This is a genomic window from Chryseobacterium sp. PMSZPI (assembly GCF_002835665.1).
Lineage (GTDB): Bacteria > Bacteroidota > Bacteroidia > Flavobacteriales > Weeksellaceae > Chryseobacterium.
In genome coordinates this window covers 1-18,305 of record NZ_PIZV01000007.1, presented here as the reverse complement: position 1 = coordinate 18,305, position 18,305 = coordinate 1, and the positions used below count along the sequence as shown (strand labels likewise).

The window sequence follows — 18,305 nt, the reverse complement described above, 5'->3', positions numbered from 1 at the left end:
CACCTAACGAACTGCCTCCGATTCCTGTGTTTTCACGATCCTTTTTAGTACGGTAATTTTCATCGACAAAAGGTTTCAATGTATCAGTGATAAAACGGATATATTTTTTGCCCTCCGAACCGTTAGCTACGTTATCATTATCAAAAATATATTCTTTAATCCTGTTCTGGCTGCCATGTTCTATAGCAATAACGATTACATCACCACGCCCATATTCCGATAAGATGGATAATTTCTTATCGATTTCCCAGTTGCCAAAATCACTTCCTTCATTGAATAAATTTTGAGCATCCTGAAGGTATAATACAGGGTAGCTTTTATCAGCAATATAGTAATCATGAGGAAGTAGAGCCCAAACTTTACGATAACGATCGAGCTGTGGGATATAAAATTGTTCTGAGATCACTTCTACAATAGGGAAAAATTCGTCTTTAAACGGTCCCCAGTTCAGTCTCCATTTTTTAACAATATCTGAGGTCTTTCCTGCTGATTTTTTTACTTTGCGATTGGGGGTAATATTTCCATATTGATCCAGTTCAACATTTTCCCAGCCTCCTTTTGTGAATTTATATTCAATATCGTCCGGAAGTGCCTGATCATCAATTTCCATGAAATAGTTTTGTGTATCCAATTGCTTGAGCTGATAGGTATAGTCTTTAGGGTTCCAATTGTTGAAATTTCCTGTAATGAATACGGTTCTATCATCTTTTTCTTCTGTATAAAGTTCAAACCTCATCGTATGTGTTAATAAATATTACTGCTAAATTTATAAAAAAGATTGTTTTAAAATCATAAAAAAGTGAGTTAAAAAATGATATATTTGATAGATATCCTGAAGAAGAAAATTAATTTGACGATTATTTGATCAATAATTAATCGCTATTGTCAGTATTTTTCGTAGTTTCAGGGAAAATATAAATACAAACTGATCTTGATGAATTCTGTTAAAACCTATACGCTTTTCACTGATCATGACGTGTATCTTTTCAAAGAGGGAAGACACTATAAGCTATATGGTAAATTTGGGGCACATTCTGTAGAAAAAGAAGGAATAAAAGGAGTGTATTTCTCGGTCTGGGCTCCCAATGCAAAAAAAGTGTCCGTAATAGGAGATTTTAATAACTGGAATCATAAAGATCATATCTTATTTCCAAGATGGGATGGATCGGGAATATGGGAAGGATTTATTGATGATTTGCCTTGGGGAACTTTATATAAATATGCTGTGGAAACAGCAAGAGGAGATATTCTTGAAAAAAGTGATCCTTATGCGGTAAGCTGGGAGCAAAATGTACAGGCGGCTTCTTTAGTATCTACTACCTGGTACGAGTGGAGTGACCGGGAATGGATGGAAAACCGCTGGAAAAAGAATAACCTGAAAGCTCCTATTTCTGTGTATGAAGTTCATCTCGGTTCATGGGTACGCGATAAAGAAGATCCGGATCGTTTCTTGAATTATCGTGATATAGCAAAGAAACTCGTTCCTTATATAAAAGAAATGGGATTTACCCATGTGGAGTTGATGCCGGTTATGGAATATCCATATGACCCAAGTTGGGGATATCAGATTACCGGATTTTATGCAGCCACCTCGCGTTTCGGCTCACCACAGGATTTGATGTTTCTGATTGACCGGCTTCATAAAAATGGAATAGGGGTAATCTTGGATTGGGTTCCGTCTCACTTTCCGGGAGACGCTAATGGGCTCTACCGTTTTGATGGTTCTCATCTGTATGAACATGAGGATCCAAGAAAAGGATTTCATCCCGACTGGAAATCCCATATTTTTAACTACGGAAGAAATGAGGTGAAATCTTTTCTTATTTCTAACGCTATGTTTTGGCTAGACCGTTATCATGCTGATGGGCTAAGAGTAGATGCAGTAACGTCAATGCTTCATTTAGATTATTCCAGAAACGAAGGAGAATGGGAGCCTAATATATATGGAGGAAATGTCAATCTTGAAGCTAAAGCTTTTCTGCAGGAATTCAATACTGCAGTGTATAAAGAATTTGGAGAAGATATTATGACCATCGCAGAAGAAAGCTCTGATTTCCCAATGCTTACAAAACCTGTTCATGACGGAGGTATAGGATTTGGAATGAAATGGATGATGGGATGGATGCACGATACTCTGGATTATTTCAAAGAAGATTTTAGCAACAGAAAGTTCCACCATCATAAACTCACGTTTGCTTCCATGTATATGTATAATGAAAATTATATGATGCCTTTGTCTCATGATGAGGTCGTACATGGTAAAGCAAGTTTAATTTATAAAATGAGAGGTGATGAGTGGCAGAAGTTTGCCAATCTTCGTACCTTGTATGTGTATATGTATACCCATCCGGGAGCAAAACTCCTTTTTATGGGGGATGAATTTGGTCAAACCAACGAATGGAATTTTACCCAAAGTCTGGATTGGCATCTGCTGGAATATCCTGTTCATAAAGGCTTGCAGATACTTGTAAAAGAATTGAATCATATCTATACCTCTGAATCTGCTTTTTATGAAAATCAATTTGATAAAAGCAGTTTTGAATGGGTCGAAGCTGATGATCTGGAAAATTCAGTTTACGTATATTTAAGGAAAGGAAAAAAGAGAGATGATGTTTTGATGATTATCCTGAACCTGGCTCCAAAAGTGTTAGATTATAAGATTGGAGTTCATACAGGAACTCATTGGGAAGTTATTTTCAATTCTGATGATGAGAAATATAGCGGTAGTGGAGTGCAACCTGAAATTCTGGAAGAAAAATATGAAGAATGGAGAGGTTATCAGAAATCAATAATGGTAAAACTTCCGCCATTGGCCGGAATTATTTTGAGACAGAATAAAGATAAAAAGTATAAATTACATAGAATTAAACACAAGAGATAAAATGGTTGTTTATCATTTAAGCACAGAGTGCTATCCGGTAGCAAAAGTGGGAGGACTTGCAGATGTAGTGGGAGCATTGCCGAAATATCAGAATAAAATAAAAGGAGTTGATGCCAAAGTTGTAATGCCATGGTATAATAAATCTTTTGTTTATGATCACGAGTTTGACATAGTTTTTGATGGATTCATTCACCAAGGACCTAATATGTTGCAAGTTCAGGTCATGAAGGAAAAAACAAATGTGTTGGGATTTGAGCTGTATATGGTAAAAATTCCCGGATTATTGGATAGAGATAATCCTTACGGTTATCAGGATGAAAGCTTTCAATTTCTTGCCTTCCAACAAGGGATCCTCCATTGGATGTGTGCAATGCAAATCCACCCCGATATCCTTCACTGTCACGATTATCATACAGGGTTGGTTCCTTTTATGATTCAAAATTGTCCCGAATTTGAATTTCTGCAAGATGTAAAAACAATAGGAACAATTCACAATGGAGAATATCAGGGAATGATGAGCTGGAATATGGCCAATTATATGCCTTCTTTTGATGCCTATAAATGGGGATTGCTAGACTGGAATGGCTTAATGAATCCATTAGCAGCTATGATCAAATGTTCACATGCCTTTACCACAGTCTCCGAAGGATATCTGGAAGAGCTTTTTGTCAGCTTCCGTGGGTTAGAAAGCCTGGTTCGTCAGGAGTTCGGAAAAGCATACGGAATTATCAACGGTATTGATACAGAAATCTGGAATCCTGAAACAGACCCTATGTTGGATTTTAATTTTACGATTAAAAATGCTGTTGCTCAAAAGAAAAAAAACAAAGAAAAACTCTGTAAAGAATATGGTTTAAAACCTGAACTTCCATTATTTGCTTTTATTGGAAGATTTGCCACAGAAAAAGGAGCAGATTTATTACCTGATGTGGTATGGCGAAGCATTAAACAGAATTATGGTGCTTTAAATATCATAATCCTGGGATCAGGAAATACCTATATTGAAAATAAGCTGAAAGAATATGATTATACTTATACCAACTTTGCTTTAGACTTGGGGTATAAAGAACATCTTTCCCATAAAATCTATGCTTCAGCAGATTTTCTGCTTATGCCGTCAAGAGTAGAGCCGTGTGGTCTGAATCAAATGTACTCCATGAGATATGGTACCGTTCCGGTAGTAAGATATACAGGTGGGCTCAGAGATACAGTAGAAGATATTTCAACCGGAGGAGCGGGACTGAACTTTACTTACCCGGGAGTAGATGATATAGTTCATGCGATGCATAGAGCGCTTGGTGTTTACAACCAGAAAGGATTGATGGAAGATTTGATTCATGCCAATATGAATTTTGATTTTGCATGGGAAAAATCTGCAGAGAAATACATAGCTTTATATAATAACTGATATGATAAGAAGTTTTCTTTTTTTATTGATGATAACTGTGGTTTTTGCCTGTAAAGAGGAAAATAACAGAGTTGTTTCTCTGAACAAAGAAAATACTCCCCTTCAGGATACTTATTTTACCGTTTTGGGATATGGATATCCTGATGTTACAAGACAGGAGCTTACCTATGGGGTTTCGGAAAAATGGAGGATAAAAAATATAGATGTTGCCGGCTGTGAAGTTACCCAGAAGCTGATAGACAGCGTTGCGACCGAAAATGCCAAAACATTCGCTGCAATAGAAAAAAAATATGGCAAAAACTGGAAAGAAAAATATGAACAGGATATTCTGAATTTTGAAATAAAAAGAAGAGAGGTTGTAGGCTTGTTGAATGTCAGTCCCTTATTTAGGGTTCAGCTCAAGGCTTGTAATATGAAGATTAACGAAGCCAATAAAGAGATTAAACAATTAAAATCAGAAATATATGAAGTGGTAGTGTACAGTTATGATAAGGATTTTAAAAAAAATAATTGTTGTACTCTTCGTGTAGATACTAAAAATAGAACTGTAAATTTAATTCAATAAAAACGCAAGATATTTATGAAACGAAATGTAATCTCCATTGTTTTGGGAGGAGGCAGAGGGACAAGACTATTCCCATTAACGTATTCAAGATCAAAACCGGCAGTACCTATTGCAGGAAAATACAGGTTGGTAGATATCCCTATTTCCAATTGTCTGAATTCTGGATTGAATAAAATTCTGGTATTGACCCAATTTAATTCAGCTTCTTTAAATTCACATATTAAAAATTCATATCACTTTGATATTTTCAGTAAAGGGTTTGTAGATATTCTGGCTGCTGAACAGAATGTGGAAAGCGATAGCTGGTATCAGGGAACGGCAGATGCAGTACGTCAATCGATGAAGCATCTTGAAAAATATGATTATGACTATATTTTAATTCTTTCGGGTGACCAGCTCTATCAGATGGATTTCAGGGAAATGCTTGATTTTCATATTGAAAAAGGAGGGGATTTGACCATTGCAACTATTCCTGTCAATGCAAAAGATGCCACCGGTTTCGGAATATTAAAGTCTGATGACGATGGGAATATTACCTCTTTCGTTGAAAAACCGGACTATGATATACTGAACGGTTTACAATCTGAAGTGTCGGAGGAGAATAAACATAAAGGAAAAGAATTTTTAGCTTCTATGGGAATCTATATTTTCACCAGAAATATTCTTAAAAAAATGTTTGATGAAGGAGCAGGTGATGATTTTGGAAAAGATATTATTCCTAGTTCCATTGGGAAATATAAAACATTGAGCTATCAGTACGAAGGGTACTGGACGGATATCGGAACGATTGAATCATTCTACGAGGCTAATCTTGATCTTTGTCAGGATCTCCCACAATTTAATCTTTTCTCATCTTCTCCTATTTATACAAGGGCGAGGATGCTTCCACCATCCAAAATCAATGGTTCTTATGTAAGTAAAGCTGTTTTTGGAGACGGATGTATCATCATGGCGGATAAAATTGAAAACTCTGTAATCGGAAACAGAACCAGAATTGATAAAGGCAGTACCATTGTTCATTCGTATGTTATGGGTGCTGATTTCTATCAAAACACCACAGAAATTGTGCTGAATGACAGAGCCGGTCGTCCCAATATGGGGATCGGAAAATACTGTTATATAGAAAAAGCTATTTTGGATAAAAACTGCTTTATTGGCGATAATGTTAAGATTATTGGAGGAAAACATCTTCCTGATGGTGATTATGGAACTCATTCTGTACAAGATGGAATTGTAGTAGTCAAAAAAGGAGCAGTGTTGGCACCCGGAACTCATATTGGATAGTTTTTTACAAAAAAGTATACATTTTCTCATACATAAGAGAGATTTTAAAAAGTAATATCAATATTATTTTTTTAACATTAACTGTTATAAAAGCTGAGCTTTAATAAAGGTTTACAATGAATTGTAATAGAAGTTGCTTACATTCAGTTTATTGTTGTTTTAACAAATTTTATGATTTGGCATGCGAATTGTTAATAATTCTGAAAAACAAATTTTGAAATTATGAAAAAAATCTTGGTTATAGCCACCATTACAGCATTCGGAATGGTAAGCGCTCAGAAAAACACTTTATTATTAGGAGGAAATATTGGATACAGTAGTGATAACACTAGTATTTCCGGTAAAAAAAGTGAAGTAGAGTCTTTCAGCTTTACACCAACAGTAGGATACCAGTTCAGTGATCATTGGACAGTAGGTCTTAACTCTACTATTACCTCAGGAAAAAAACCGGTAGGTGAAGGATCATTAAAAGAAAATGGTTTTGCCATCGGGCCATTTGTACGTTATGCAGTGCCATTAAGCCAGACTTTTGCAGTGTATGGAGATTTGGGAGCAGGGTATCAGAATATGAAAGATACCTATACAATTGGGGCTACTTCCAGCGAAAGAAAAATGAACGGATTCTATGCTAACTTTACCCCGGCATTATTTATCAACTTTAAAAATGGCTTTGGATTAAACTTCAATATTGGAGGAATCAGATATGGCTATTTGAAGGAAGATGGTGCTGATGTGAAAAATAATAAATTTAATTTCTCTTTTGGTAAAGAAGTAGGAGTAGGTATCTCGAAAAACTTCGGATTGAAATAATACCTATTGAACAATAAAAAAATTGAAAAAGCCGGAAATTTCCGGCTTTTTTGTTGCCCTGGATTTAAAAACATAATGAGGTTGTCAACTTTATTTTTTTGAGCTTTTGATACTACTAAACCTAATAATTTACACTTTGTTTTAATGAAATAATCACGTTGTTGTGATTATTTCGTTTTTTTATATATTTAAGGACTAAAAAACAAAATGCTTATGAAGAAAAAAATAATCTTTTTACTATCCTTAGCGATAGTCCTTAGTTTTATTTTACATTCCTGTATTCGGGACGAAGTCTATTCAGCAGATCCTAAGTCCAAACGCTTCTCTTTTCAAAGAATCAAGTAAGCCCCAAACTCCATAATGACTATAAGTTTAGGCTTTTGATTATAACGAATAGAGAAGTTTGATAATTTACAAGAATATGAAACAAATATTACCTTTTGTCATTTTTTTATCTACTTTTTTCACTGCTCAGGTTATTAAAGATTCAATTTTAGGAAAACCTAAATTTGTAAAAGAATCTGTCATTTTTCTTAATGAATCTGGTCCATTCACTTTTATGAATGGTGATGACGAGTATGGACATGCCGTAATCAAGACTCCTGAAAACTTACGAGCGAGAATGAATGACTCCTGGTTCGAAACAAATTTTTGCAGATACATAAATAATGAAACCTATTATGATAAAAATCGAAACATAATAAAAGAAACATGGTATTATAAATCGGGAGAAATTGTTGATGATTATATTTATACGTTTGATGATTTAAATAGACTCATTACTAAAATATCTAAAGGTGACCATTCAGAAAGAAGATATCGTTATTGGTATGATCGAAACAGTAAAACTGTAACGTTTAAAGAATCTTACTTTAAATGGAAAGATGAATCTGCAAAAAAATATCTGAATAATATGGAAAGCTATAAACCTTTGTTTGAAACAAGATTTGATACTCTTTCAAAGACAGATAGTATTTTTGCTGTAACTAATACTATTTGGAAAGCCATAGAAAATGGCGGTTATACGAGAGTTAAAGATTCTATTTATCATAAAAAATTAAGCAAAATAAAAATTTATGATGATCAATACAGAGTCATTGAGGAGAAACTTTTTAACTATGAGAGTGATTTTCAAAACAAAAGAATATATCAAACCGAACACTTTAAATATGATTATGACACCTCTGGGAATATAACAAAGAAAACAAGTGTTAATGATGGGAAGCGCTACTCGTATGTTATGTACGGAAGTGGGAAGATAATTAAAGAAGAAAGAAATGATGATGCTGTGAGCTCGTTATATACTGTTTACACTTATACTAAAGACAATAAATTAGAAAGGAAGACTGTATATTATAAAGATAAGGTTTGGCATGATATAAAATTTGAATATAAAAACAATTATATATCCAAAGTACTTTATTTAGATAAATTTGGAAAACAGGACCAAGAAATAGAGCCTACAATAATAATTTTTAAATATAAGTTTGACAAACAAAAGAATTGGACAGAGGTGATTAAAAATGTAGACGGAAAAGATTTGTATAAATGGGTCAGAAAGATTGAGTATTACTATTAAAATAAAATCTCCTGTAAAGTGGCTACAGCATATTGGTCACTTTTTTTATTTGTATTACTTTTGTGCGATGCGTATTTTTAAAATATTAACTTTAATCATTGTTCTGTTGGGGGGAGCTTATGCTGCCTCCATGTATTATTTTGTAGACGAAAGCAAAAACTTTACGATTGAAAAAGAGATTGATTATCCGGTGGATAAAGTCTTTGCCCAGTTTAATAATCTTCAGAATTTTACAAGATGGAATAACTTTTTTTCGAGTTCACAGTCTATAGACATAGATTATTATACACCTTATGAGGGACAGGGAAGTGCCATCAGTTATATAGACCCTAAAAATGATACTGACGGTGAAATGTTCATCAGATATGAAAATTTAAATAAAACTTTAAAATACCAGCTTTTTGAAGACGAAAATGCCAATCCGACGTTGGTAGATGTTAAATTTAAGCCCATTTCTGCCGAAAAGACAAAGATTATATGGTATGTGCATACCCCTAAGCTTTCCGTTTGGCGAAGAGTAGAAAACTTCTGGACAGAGGACCGTTTTGCCGAAAACATCACCAAAAGCATGGTGAATCTGAAAAATGTTTTAGGAAATAAGGTGGAAAAAGACAACCAGATGGCGGCCATTAAGTATGACAGTCTGATGGTAGAAAAAAATGAAGCTCAACTTATATTAGGAATCAATGTAAGTACATCAAATAAAAAGGATGCCCTTTATAAAAATATTGTCATGAATTATAACAAAATGTATAATTTCGTGACGATGGATATGGGTAAAAAAGAGGATGAATTCGGGTATCCGGTTTTGATGACTGATGCAGATAACTATAAGGATAAAGAGGTTTCTTACTTTTTGGGAATTCCACTTTCTAAAAAAATTGGTGTGACTGATAATAATTTTAGTTTTAGAACCATAAATCCTACCGAAAACTATGTAATGTACTATAAAGGAAGCTACGAAGGACGAGTTAAAGCAATCCAACAGTTGATTCAGAAAGCGAAAAAAGACCAAATGCGCTTCGGAGATATCAGCCAAACGTTTATTGAACGTCCGATGGAAGGCCAGCCTGTCAACATGAAGCTCTCATTATCAGTGTTTAAGTAATTTTTTTTAAATTAAATTTTTCCTAACTTTTTTTAACGGTTTTAAACTGTCCCAACTCGGTTTTTTTTATTAAATTTGAAGATTAATTCTACAAATAAATTTTAATAAATAGATAAACTGTAATAATGGACAGATTTTCATTCCTAAACGCAGCTCATTCTCAGTTAATTGAGGATTTATACCAACAGTACTTAAAATTCCCGGATTCCCTAGAACCATCATGGAAAGCTTTCTTTCAAGGCTTCGATTTTGCTTTGGAGAACTACGGAGATGACGATAACATTCAATTTATTCAGGCTTCGGCCAATGCTGCTCCGGCAGTACAGCAGATCTCTCAGGCAGTATCAAACGGAGAGGTTCCTGAGCACATCAAGAAAGAATTTAAGGTAGTAAACCTTATTGAGGCTTACAGAACGAGAGGGCATCTGTTTACAAAAACAAACCCTGTTAGAGAAAGAAGACATTACACTCCAACTTTAGATATCGAAAATTTCGGTCTTACTAAAGAGGATTTAAACACAAAATTCAACTGCGCTGTAGAAACAGGAATGAAAGAGCCTGCTACATTGGCGGATTTGATCAAGCATTTAGAAAATATCTACTGTGATTCTATCGGGGTAGAATATACATACATCAACAATGTTGAAGAAAAAGATTTTATCAAGAAATGGCTTCAGGTAAATGAAAACCATCCGAGTCTTTCTGCGAATGAAAAAACAGAAATCTTATTAAAATTAAATCAGGCAGTAGCCTTTGAAAACTATCTTCACACAAAATTTGTAGGACAAAAAAGATTCTCATTAGAAGGAGGTGAAACATTAATCCCTGCTTTAGACCAATTAATCTCAAGATCTTCTCAACTGGGAGTTGATGAAGTTGTATTGGGAATGGCACACAGAGGAAGATTAAATGTATTATCTAATATTTTCGGAAAATCTTATAAGCAGATCTTCTCAGAATTTGAAGGAAAAGAATTTGAAGAAGATGTATTCTCAGGTGATGTTAAATATCACTTAGGATCATCTAAAAAGATTAAAACTGCTTCAGGAGAAGAAGTTTGTATCAATTTGACTCCAAACCCGTCTCACCTTGAAACGGTAGCAGCTCTTGTTGAAGGAATCTGCCGTGCAAAAGTAGATGATAAATACAAAGATTTCTCTAAAGTTTTACCAATCATCATTCATGGTGATGGTGCTATCGCCGGACAAGGTATCGCTTATGAAGTAGCTCAGATGATGACGTTGGAAGGGTACAAAACAGGAGGTACTGTTCATATCGTGGTAAACAACCAGGTATCTTTCACAACTAACTTCTTAGATGCAAGATCTTCAACATATTGTACAGATATCGCTAAAGTTACAGAATCTCCTGTAATGCACGTAAATGCGGATGATGCTGAAGCAGTTGTTCATGCTATTCACTTCGCTGCAGACTATAGAGCTAAATTCGGAAAAGACGTTTATATCGATCTTTTAGGATATAGAAAATACGGTCACAACGAAGGAGATGAACCAAGATTTACTCAGCCTAACTTATATAAAGCTATTTCTAAACACCCGAATCCAAGAGAAATTTATAAGGATAAATTGATCAACGATAGCGTAATTTCTAACGACATCATCAAAAAGATGGAAGTAGATTTCAAGGCGCTTTTAGATAAAGACTTTGATGCTTCTAAAGAGATCGAGAAAAACGTTATGGATCTGTTTATGGCAGATGATTGGGTTAATTATCCAATCGGAAAAAGAGGTGCTGTTCAATTGCCGGTTGACACAAAATACGACTTATCTAAGTTGAAAGAATTGGCTCTTAAAATGTCAACACTTCCGGCTGATAAAAAATTCATCAATAAGATTACGAGACTATTCGAAAACCGTATCAAAGCTATTGAAGGAAATTCATTAGATTGGGCGTTAGGAGAGTGGTTAGCTTATGCTACACTTCTTGTAGAAGGTCACAATGTAAGAATCTCCGGTGAAGATGTAGAAAGAGGTACATTCTCTCACAGACACGCTGTCGTAAAAACAGAAGATACAGAAGAAGAATATATCCCGTTAAGACATGTTTCAGAAAGTAGATTTGATGTATTCAATTCTCACCTTTCAGAATATGGTGTTTTAGGTTTCGATTACGGATATGCGATGGCATCTCCAAATACATTAACAATTTGGGAAGCTCAGTTCGGAGATTTCGTGAACGGTGCTCAAATCATCGTTGACCAATATCTTGCTGCTGCAGAAGAAAAATGGAAAATCCAGGACGGATTGGTAATGTTATTGCCTCACGGTTCAGAAGGTCAGGGTGCAGAACACTCTTCAGCGAGATTGGAAAGATTCCTTACGCTTTGTGCTAATGAAAACATGGTGGTAGCTAATATTACTTCACCTGCAAACTACTTCCACTTATTGAGAAGACAGTTGAAATGGGCATTCAGAAAGCCATTGGTAGTAATGAGTCCTAAATCTTTATTGAGACATCCAAAAGTAGTTTCTCCGCTTGAAGATTTTGCAACAGGTTCATTCCAACCTATCTTAGACGATCCAACGGCAGATCCTAAAAAAGTAGAAAAATTAGTTCTTTGTTCAGGTAAACTGTACTTCGAATTATTAGCGAAGAAAGAAGAATTAAATTGTGAGAATATCGCATTAGTAAGATTCGAGCAGTTATATCCACTTCAGGCAGATGCTATTGAAGCGATCTTCAACAAATACGAAAATAGAAAACAATTAGTGTGGGCTCAGGAAGAACCTGAAAACATGGGGGCTTGGTCTTATATCTTAAGAAACTTCAGAGATACAGGAATCCAAGTAGTAGCTCCGGTACCAAGCGGTGCTCCTGCTCCGGGTAGCCACAAAATGTTTGAGAAAAACCAAAATGCAGTAATCAACAGAGTATTCGACAGAGACGATGCTCCCGCAAAAAGACCCGTTACAGCTTAATTAAAATAATAATCCATTAAAAAATAAAAAATACTCAATATGTCAGTTTTAGAAATGAAAGTTCCTTCACCGGGCGAATCAATTACAGAAGTTGAAATTGCAACTTGGCTTGTAAAAGATGGTGATTATGTAGAAAAAGATCAACCTATCGCTGAAGTAGACTCAGACAAAGCAACTCTTGAATTGCCAGCAGAACAAAGTGGTATTATCACTTTAAAAGCAGAAGAAGGTGATGTGGTACAAGTAGGTCAGGTAGTTTGTTTAATTGATATGGATGCTGCAAGACCAGAAGGTGGTGCACCTGCTGCTGAAGCTCCAAAACAGGAAGAAGCTCCAAAAGCTGCTGAACCTGCTAAACAAGAAGCTCCAAAACCAGCTGCTCCGGTTGCTGCTCCACAAACTTACGCTACAGGAGCTCCATCTCCGGCTGCTAAGAAAATCCTTGACGAAAAAGGAGTGGATGCTGCTCAGGTTTCAGGAACAGGAAGAGATGGAAGAATCACTAAGACTGATGCTGAATTAGCTGCAGTTCCTGCATTAGGAGGAAGCCCTCTTACTGCTACAGGTGCAAGAACGACAACAACAACTAAACTTTCTGTTCTTAGAAGAAAGATCGCTCAAAGATTAGTTTCTGTAAAGAATGAGACAGCGATGTTAACCACTTTCAACGAAGTTGACATGTCTGAGATCTTTAGATTGAGAAAACAATATAAAGAAGAATTTGCTCAAAAACATGGGGTAGGACTTGGTTTCATGTCTTTCTTTACAAAAGCAGTTACAAGAGCATTACAAATGTATCCGGATGTAAACGCATCTATCGATGGAGACTTCAAAGTAAACTATGATTTCTGCGATATTTCAATTGCAGTTTCAGGTCCTAAGGGATTAATGGTTCCTGTACTGAGAAACGCAGAAAATATGTCTTTCAGTGCTGTAGAAGCAAACATTAAAGACCTTGCTATAAAAGTAAGAGATGGTAAAATTACTGTTGATGAAATGACTGGTGGTACTTTCACTATTACAAACGGTGGTACTTTCGGATCTATGATGTCTACACCAATCATCAACCCTCCACAATCTGCTATCTTAGGAATGCACAACATCATCCAGAGACCAGTTGCGGTTGACGGGCAGGTAGTAATCAGACCAATGATGTATGTTGCAATGTCTTATGACCATAGAATTATCGACGGTAAAGAATCGGTAGGATTCCTTGTAGCGGTAAAAGAAGCAATCGACAATCCTGTTGAAATTTTAATGGGTGGTGACGAAAGAAAAGGCCTTGGATTATAGGTTTTAATGAAATTATCATATAAATATACAATCTCGCCTTAAAAAAGGCGAGATTTTTGTATCTATTTAGAAAATACTACAATGATGTTTTCAAAAATGACTTCCAATATCAAAGTTTCAGTAATACCTGAATATGATAGTAAAAACAGTTACCCATCCGAAAACCGCTATGTTTTCAAATACAATATTACTATAGAAAATGACGGAAGCTTTCCTATAAAATTATTGAAAAGAAAATGGTTAATTTTTGATGTAGGATTCGGATACACAGAGATCATAGGTGACGGAGTGATCGGTTTGACTCCGGAAATAGGAACAGGCGAAAATTTCTCTTATTTCTCCAATGTAATGCTTCGTTCCGGTGTCGGAAATATGAGCGGAAAATACCTGGTTAAAAACATGGAAACTCAAGAGACATTTGAGATTGATATTCCAAAATTTAATCTGCTGTCTGAAGTTTTAAGCAATTAATCTTTCGACTCTACGATGAAAGTACAAACAGATTCATGAGTTGATTATGAGTCTTTGGCTATGAATTAATGAATAGCCCATTTATCAAATTGCATCCCCTCTAAAGCTTTTTGATTTTGGCTTTCATGTATTCCTGTACTTCTTCGTTGCTGGTGAGGAGTAATTTCTCAAAAGCTAATAAGGATATTTTTGCACAGACTTCTGCATCTGCTCCCGCTCTATGATGATTAAACTGGATTTGATGGTATTCGGCAAGAGGTTTTAATCCGTATTTTGGAAGATAATTCCAGGACTTTTTAGCCAATTGTATGCTGCACAAATAATTTAATTTTGGAGTAAACATTCCATAATGCTCGAGGCATCCCCTTAAAACAGAAGCATCGAAGCCTGCATTATGTGCAATCATTAAACTTCCATACATCATATCTTGAGCCTCATACCATATTTCATCAAATGTGGGAGCATCTTTTACGTCCTCAGGTTGTATCCCATGGACTGCAATATTGAATTTACTGAAGTAAGGAAAGCTTGGCGGTTTAATCAACCAGGTTTTAGTTTCTATAATTTTAGAATCCTGTACCACACATATCCCCATCTCACAAGCAGAACTTTTCTCGTGAGTGGCAGTTTCAAAATCTATTGCACAGAAATCCATTGTTTTAAATTATAAGTTGATTGTTGTTGTGTTAATAGTTGCTGGTTGTTTTTTGTTGCTGGTTCTCTGGTTTAGAGTTTAATGTTCAAGGTTTAAAGTTTAAAGTTAATTGATGTTATAAATTTTTACTTTAATGAGCTTTAGTTCATGATAAGTAAGAAAGTCGTAGTTTTCCCTAATCCCTAATCCCTAATCCCTAATCCCTAAAACCTATTACCCTTTTCCTCCCAAAAAGTGTTTAAAGATAAGCCATTTTGACTGATAGAATTCAATCTTCTGATGCTTTTGACGAAGCTTCCATGTTCCCGGAAGTTGTCCGTAGAAACCAAAATGAGCCCTTACTACTGCCCAAAGATGAGGAAATCCATGCTTTAATCCAAAATAAATTCCGGCAACGCCATCCAGACAAAGTCTGAAGAAAATTAACCAGATTAATTTAGGGAAAGGAAGGTTCTTAAGCATCATTGAAAGATTATTTCTGATGTTTAAAAATGTTTTTTGGGCACTTTGCTTGTTTAGCGTACCTCCACCTACATGATATACTTTTGATTTTCCTGTATAAAAAATCTTTTTCCCGGAATTGATCAGTCTCCAACATAAATCAATTTCTTCCTGATGGGCGAAAAACCTTTCATCAAAGCCTTTTTGTTCCCAAAAATCTTTTGATCGGATGAAAAAACAACAACCTGATGCCCAGAAAATTTCGGTGTCATCATCATATTGACCTTTATCTTCCTCAAGATCATCAAAAACTCTTCCTCTACAATATGGATAGCCCAAATTATCAATAAGACCACCTGCGGCTCCTGCAAATTCAAAATAATTTTTGTTATCGAAGGATAAAATCTTAGGCTGAATGGCCGAAATTGAAGAATCCTTTTCAAATAATTCTAATACAGATGCTATCCAATTTTCGGTAACTTCAACATCAGAGTTAAGTAAGCAATAATATTCGTTATTGATTTCTTTTAGGCCTTCATTATACCCTCCGGCGAAGCCATAGTTTTCACTATTTTTAATAACTTTTACAGTAGGGAAGTTGGTATTCAAAAATGCTATAGAATCATCTGTAGAAAGGTTGTCAATGACATAAATATCCGCATCTTGAGAAAATTGAACGACACCTGGAAGAAATTTTTCAAGCCAGTTTTTCCCGTTCCAGTTTAAGATGGCAACAGCCAGTTTTTTCTGCATGTAAGTCTATATTTTTTCAGAATCAAAATTCTTGATAGAATCCTGATATTTCCATTTTCTGTGAGACCAAAGATAGTTATCAGGATGTTTGTGTAAAGTGTTTTCCAGTAATTTATGAAATTTCTTTACCACCTCATGTTCCACGAATTTCTCGCCATCCGGATATATTCTGTGATAGTTCACCTGATAATAACCACGTTTTACTTTTTTCATTTCGCAGTAGATGAATGCAAGATCCATTCTTGTGGTGAGTTTATCGTATCCTATAAAAGCAGGTGTCCGTTGGTTCAAAAATTCTAAGCCATACGTAACATGGGAAAAGTGCGGAGTTTGATCAGCCACAAACATATAGGCGGAATCTCCGTTGTTCTTAGATCTGAAAATATTAAGGATTACTTCATTGGCTTCTAATGCTTCATTTCCGAATTTATTTCGAACCTTCTTCATCTGATTTTCCCAAAAATCACTGTTTACTTTTCTATAAACAGGATGACAATGAGCCTGTGGAATGATAGTGGCTAATGCATTAATCCATTCCCAGTTGAAAACATGTCCGGCCAAAAGGATGATATTTTTTCCTTCTTTTTTAGCTTCATGAAAAAGTTCCTGATTGATGTGTTGCATCCTTACTCTGGATTCTGTTTCAGAAATACTGAAAGACTTGATGGTTTCTACCAGATAATCGGAGAAATTAAGATAGAACTGCTTTCTGATTTTTCCGATTTCTTCTTCAGATTTTTCAGGAAAAGAGTTTCTAAGGTTTTGAGTAATAACATTCTTCCTATATCCTACGAAGTAATAATTTAAGAAGAAAATAACGTCCGAAAAAATATACAATACTTTAAGCGGAAGTTTAGAAATGAAATATAATATTTTGATCAGGAAATTCATAAAACACGCAAATTTAGTGATAATTAAATTATGGTTCTATTTTTGCTGAGGGATAAATAATATTTTTTTACTTTTATGTTATGAAGAAATTATCAATTATAGCTTTTTTAGGACTGGGTGTGTTTGCTTTTTCACAGGATGTGAAAGACCTGGTTAATGATAGAAAACAGAATAATGCTCTTATAGTGCCTACAGAACATACTGAATTAGAGGCTAAAAAGAAAGCTGCTGAAGAAAAAGCAAAGCTTCCTAAACCTTATAATCCAAAAGCTGATGCACAGGCAGATATTAAAAAATTAGTAGCACAGGCTAAAAAAGAAGGTAAAAATATTATGATCCAGGCTGGTGGAAACTGGTGTATCTGGTGTCTTCGATTTAATAATTTCGTTCAGGAAACACCTGAATTAAAAGAATTAGTAGATAAAAACTACTTATATTACCACTTAAACTCCTCTCCGGATAATAAAAATGAAAAGGTTTTTGCTCAGTATGATAATCCAGGAGAAAAATTTGGATATCCTGTATTTATCGTTTTAGATAAAACTGGTAAAATGATTAAGGTTCAGCAGAGTGATGTATTTGAAGAAGGAAAAGGATACAGTAAGGATAAGGTAAAAGAGTTTTTCAATACATGGAAGCCTAAAGCATAAAAACTAAAAGGTTGTTTCTACTGGAGACAACCTTTTTTATTAATATCTCGCAGATTTAAAACAAAAATCTGCGTAATCAGCGAAATCTGCGAGAGAAATTATCAAATGTTTTTATAGATTTTCAGAGTATTTTTTTTATCCAATTCAATTTTTTCTCAGAATAAGGAGGATATTTAATATTTGGTTCACCCCATGTCGCTTTTTCAAGAACAGCTTTTTGATGCGAGAACGCTTCAAAGCCATATTTTCCGTGATAGTTTCCTATTCCGGAATTTCCCACACCTCCAAAGGGAAGATGATCATTACTTAGATGCATTACGGTATCATTGATGCAACCGCCTCCAAAAGAAAGCTTATCAGTAAACAATTTTTTTTGTTCATTGTTGTTGGTGAAAAGATAGGCTGCAAGAGGTTTTTCCAATTCTAAAATAGTATTCAAAGCTACATTAAAGTTTTTAAAACCAATGACAGGAAGAAGAGGACCGAAAATTTCTTCCTGCATAATATCATCTTCCCATTCTATAGTATTGAAAATAGTGGGTTCTATATAGAGTTTTTCCTCATCGTAACTTCCTCC

16 protein-coding genes are annotated in these 18,305 nt (G+C 35.0%); 11 read left to right on the top strand and 5 right to left on the bottom strand.

The features are described from left to right. Window positions 1-736, bottom strand: a 736-nt coding sequence (locus tag CW752_RS02455) for an alpha/beta hydrolase (RefSeq protein WP_101238211.1), incomplete at its 3' end; no start/stop codon positions are given. Window positions 737-934: 198 nt separating this feature from the next. Here CW752_RS02455 and glgB point away from each other — a divergent pair. The 10 genes from glgB to apaG all read left to right on the top strand — a co-directional run bounded on the left by glgB (window position 935) and on the right by apaG (window position 14,338). Beyond that, the gene (glgB, locus tag CW752_RS02450; protein ID WP_185117556.1) at window positions 935-2,881 is read left to right on the top strand and encodes a 1,4-alpha-glucan branching protein GlgB; all 1,947 of its coding nucleotides are present in this window, start codon (window positions 935-937) and stop codon (window positions 2,879-2,881) included. 1 nt (window position 2,882) lies between these two features. Next, window positions 2,883-4,289 (top strand): glycogen synthase, encoded by a 1,407-nt coding sequence (locus CW752_RS02445; protein ID WP_101238209.1) that lies wholly within the window; start codon window positions 2,883-2,885, stop codon window positions 4,287-4,289. Between the two features lies 1 nt (window position 4,290). Continuing rightward, the gene (locus CW752_RS02440; protein ID WP_101238208.1) at window positions 4,291-4,854 is read left to right on the top strand and encodes a hypothetical protein; all 564 of its coding nucleotides are present in this window, start codon (window positions 4,291-4,293) and stop codon (window positions 4,852-4,854) included. Between the two features lie 15 nt (window positions 4,855-4,869). Beyond that, window positions 4,870-6,138: a glucose-1-phosphate adenylyltransferase gene (locus tag CW752_RS02435; RefSeq protein ID WP_101238207.1), complete on the top strand. Its 1,269-nt coding sequence runs from the start codon at window positions 4,870-4,872 to the stop codon at window positions 6,136-6,138. A gap of 222 nt (window positions 6,139-6,360) precedes the next feature. After that, entirely contained in the window at window positions 6,361-6,948 is a 588-nt protein-coding gene (locus CW752_RS02430; protein WP_101238206.1) for an outer membrane beta-barrel protein, read from the top strand. Between the two features lie 421 nt (window positions 6,949-7,369). Continuing rightward, complete coding sequence (locus CW752_RS02425; protein WP_101238205.1) at window positions 7,370-8,527, top strand: hypothetical protein; 1,158 nt, start codon at window positions 7,370-7,372, stop codon at window positions 8,525-8,527. Between the two features lie 67 nt (window positions 8,528-8,594). After that, the gene (locus CW752_RS02420; protein ID WP_101238204.1) at window positions 8,595-9,635 is read left to right on the top strand and encodes an SRPBCC family protein; all 1,041 of its coding nucleotides are present in this window, start codon (window positions 8,595-8,597) and stop codon (window positions 9,633-9,635) included. Between the two features lie 125 nt (window positions 9,636-9,760). Further along, window positions 9,761-12,574: a 2-oxoglutarate dehydrogenase E1 component gene (locus tag CW752_RS02415; RefSeq protein ID WP_101238203.1), complete on the top strand. Its 2,814-nt coding sequence runs from the start codon at window positions 9,761-9,763 to the stop codon at window positions 12,572-12,574. 39 nt (window positions 12,575-12,613) lie between these two features. Beyond that, window positions 12,614-13,867: a 2-oxoglutarate dehydrogenase complex dihydrolipoyllysine-residue succinyltransferase gene (gene odhB, locus CW752_RS02410; protein WP_101238202.1), complete on the top strand. Its 1,254-nt coding sequence runs from the start codon at window positions 12,614-12,616 to the stop codon at window positions 13,865-13,867. A gap of 81 nt (window positions 13,868-13,948) precedes the next feature. Then, entirely contained in the window at window positions 13,949-14,338 is a 390-nt protein-coding gene (gene apaG, locus CW752_RS02405) for a Co2+/Mg2+ efflux protein ApaG (RefSeq protein WP_101238201.1), read from the top strand. A gap of 100 nt (window positions 14,339-14,438) precedes the next feature. On the opposite strand, the gene CW752_RS02400 is transcribed toward apaG, so the two are convergent. From CW752_RS02400 to CW752_RS02390, 3 genes are all read right to left on the bottom strand, one after another. Next, window positions 14,439-14,993 carry a 3'-5' exonuclease gene (locus tag CW752_RS02400; RefSeq protein ID WP_101238200.1) on the bottom strand — a complete coding sequence of 185 codons (555 nt, stop codon included), beginning with the start codon at window positions 14,991-14,993 and terminating at the stop codon, window positions 14,439-14,441. A gap of 213 nt (window positions 14,994-15,206) precedes the next feature. Further along, complete coding sequence (locus CW752_RS02395; protein ID WP_101238199.1) at window positions 15,207-16,187, bottom strand: glycosyltransferase family 2 protein; 981 nt, start codon at window positions 16,185-16,187, stop codon at window positions 15,207-15,209. A gap of 6 nt (window positions 16,188-16,193) precedes the next feature. Beyond that, window positions 16,194-17,078 (bottom strand): lysophospholipid acyltransferase family protein, encoded by an 885-nt coding sequence (locus tag CW752_RS02390; RefSeq protein WP_101238198.1) that lies wholly within the window; start codon window positions 17,076-17,078, stop codon window positions 16,194-16,196. 80 nt (window positions 17,079-17,158) lie between these two features. Between CW752_RS02390 and CW752_RS02385 the strand changes: the two genes are divergently transcribed. Beyond that, a complete protein-coding gene (locus CW752_RS02385) occupies window positions 17,159-17,728 on the top strand; it encodes a thioredoxin family protein (RefSeq protein ID WP_101238197.1) in 570 nt (189 codons plus the stop codon). Window positions 17,729-17,849: 121 nt separating this feature from the next. Here the strand turns inward: CW752_RS02385 and CW752_RS02380 are convergent. Continuing rightward, window positions 17,850-18,305, bottom strand: a 456-nt coding sequence (locus CW752_RS02380; protein ID WP_117614359.1) for an aldehyde dehydrogenase family protein, incomplete at its 5' end; no start/stop codon positions are given.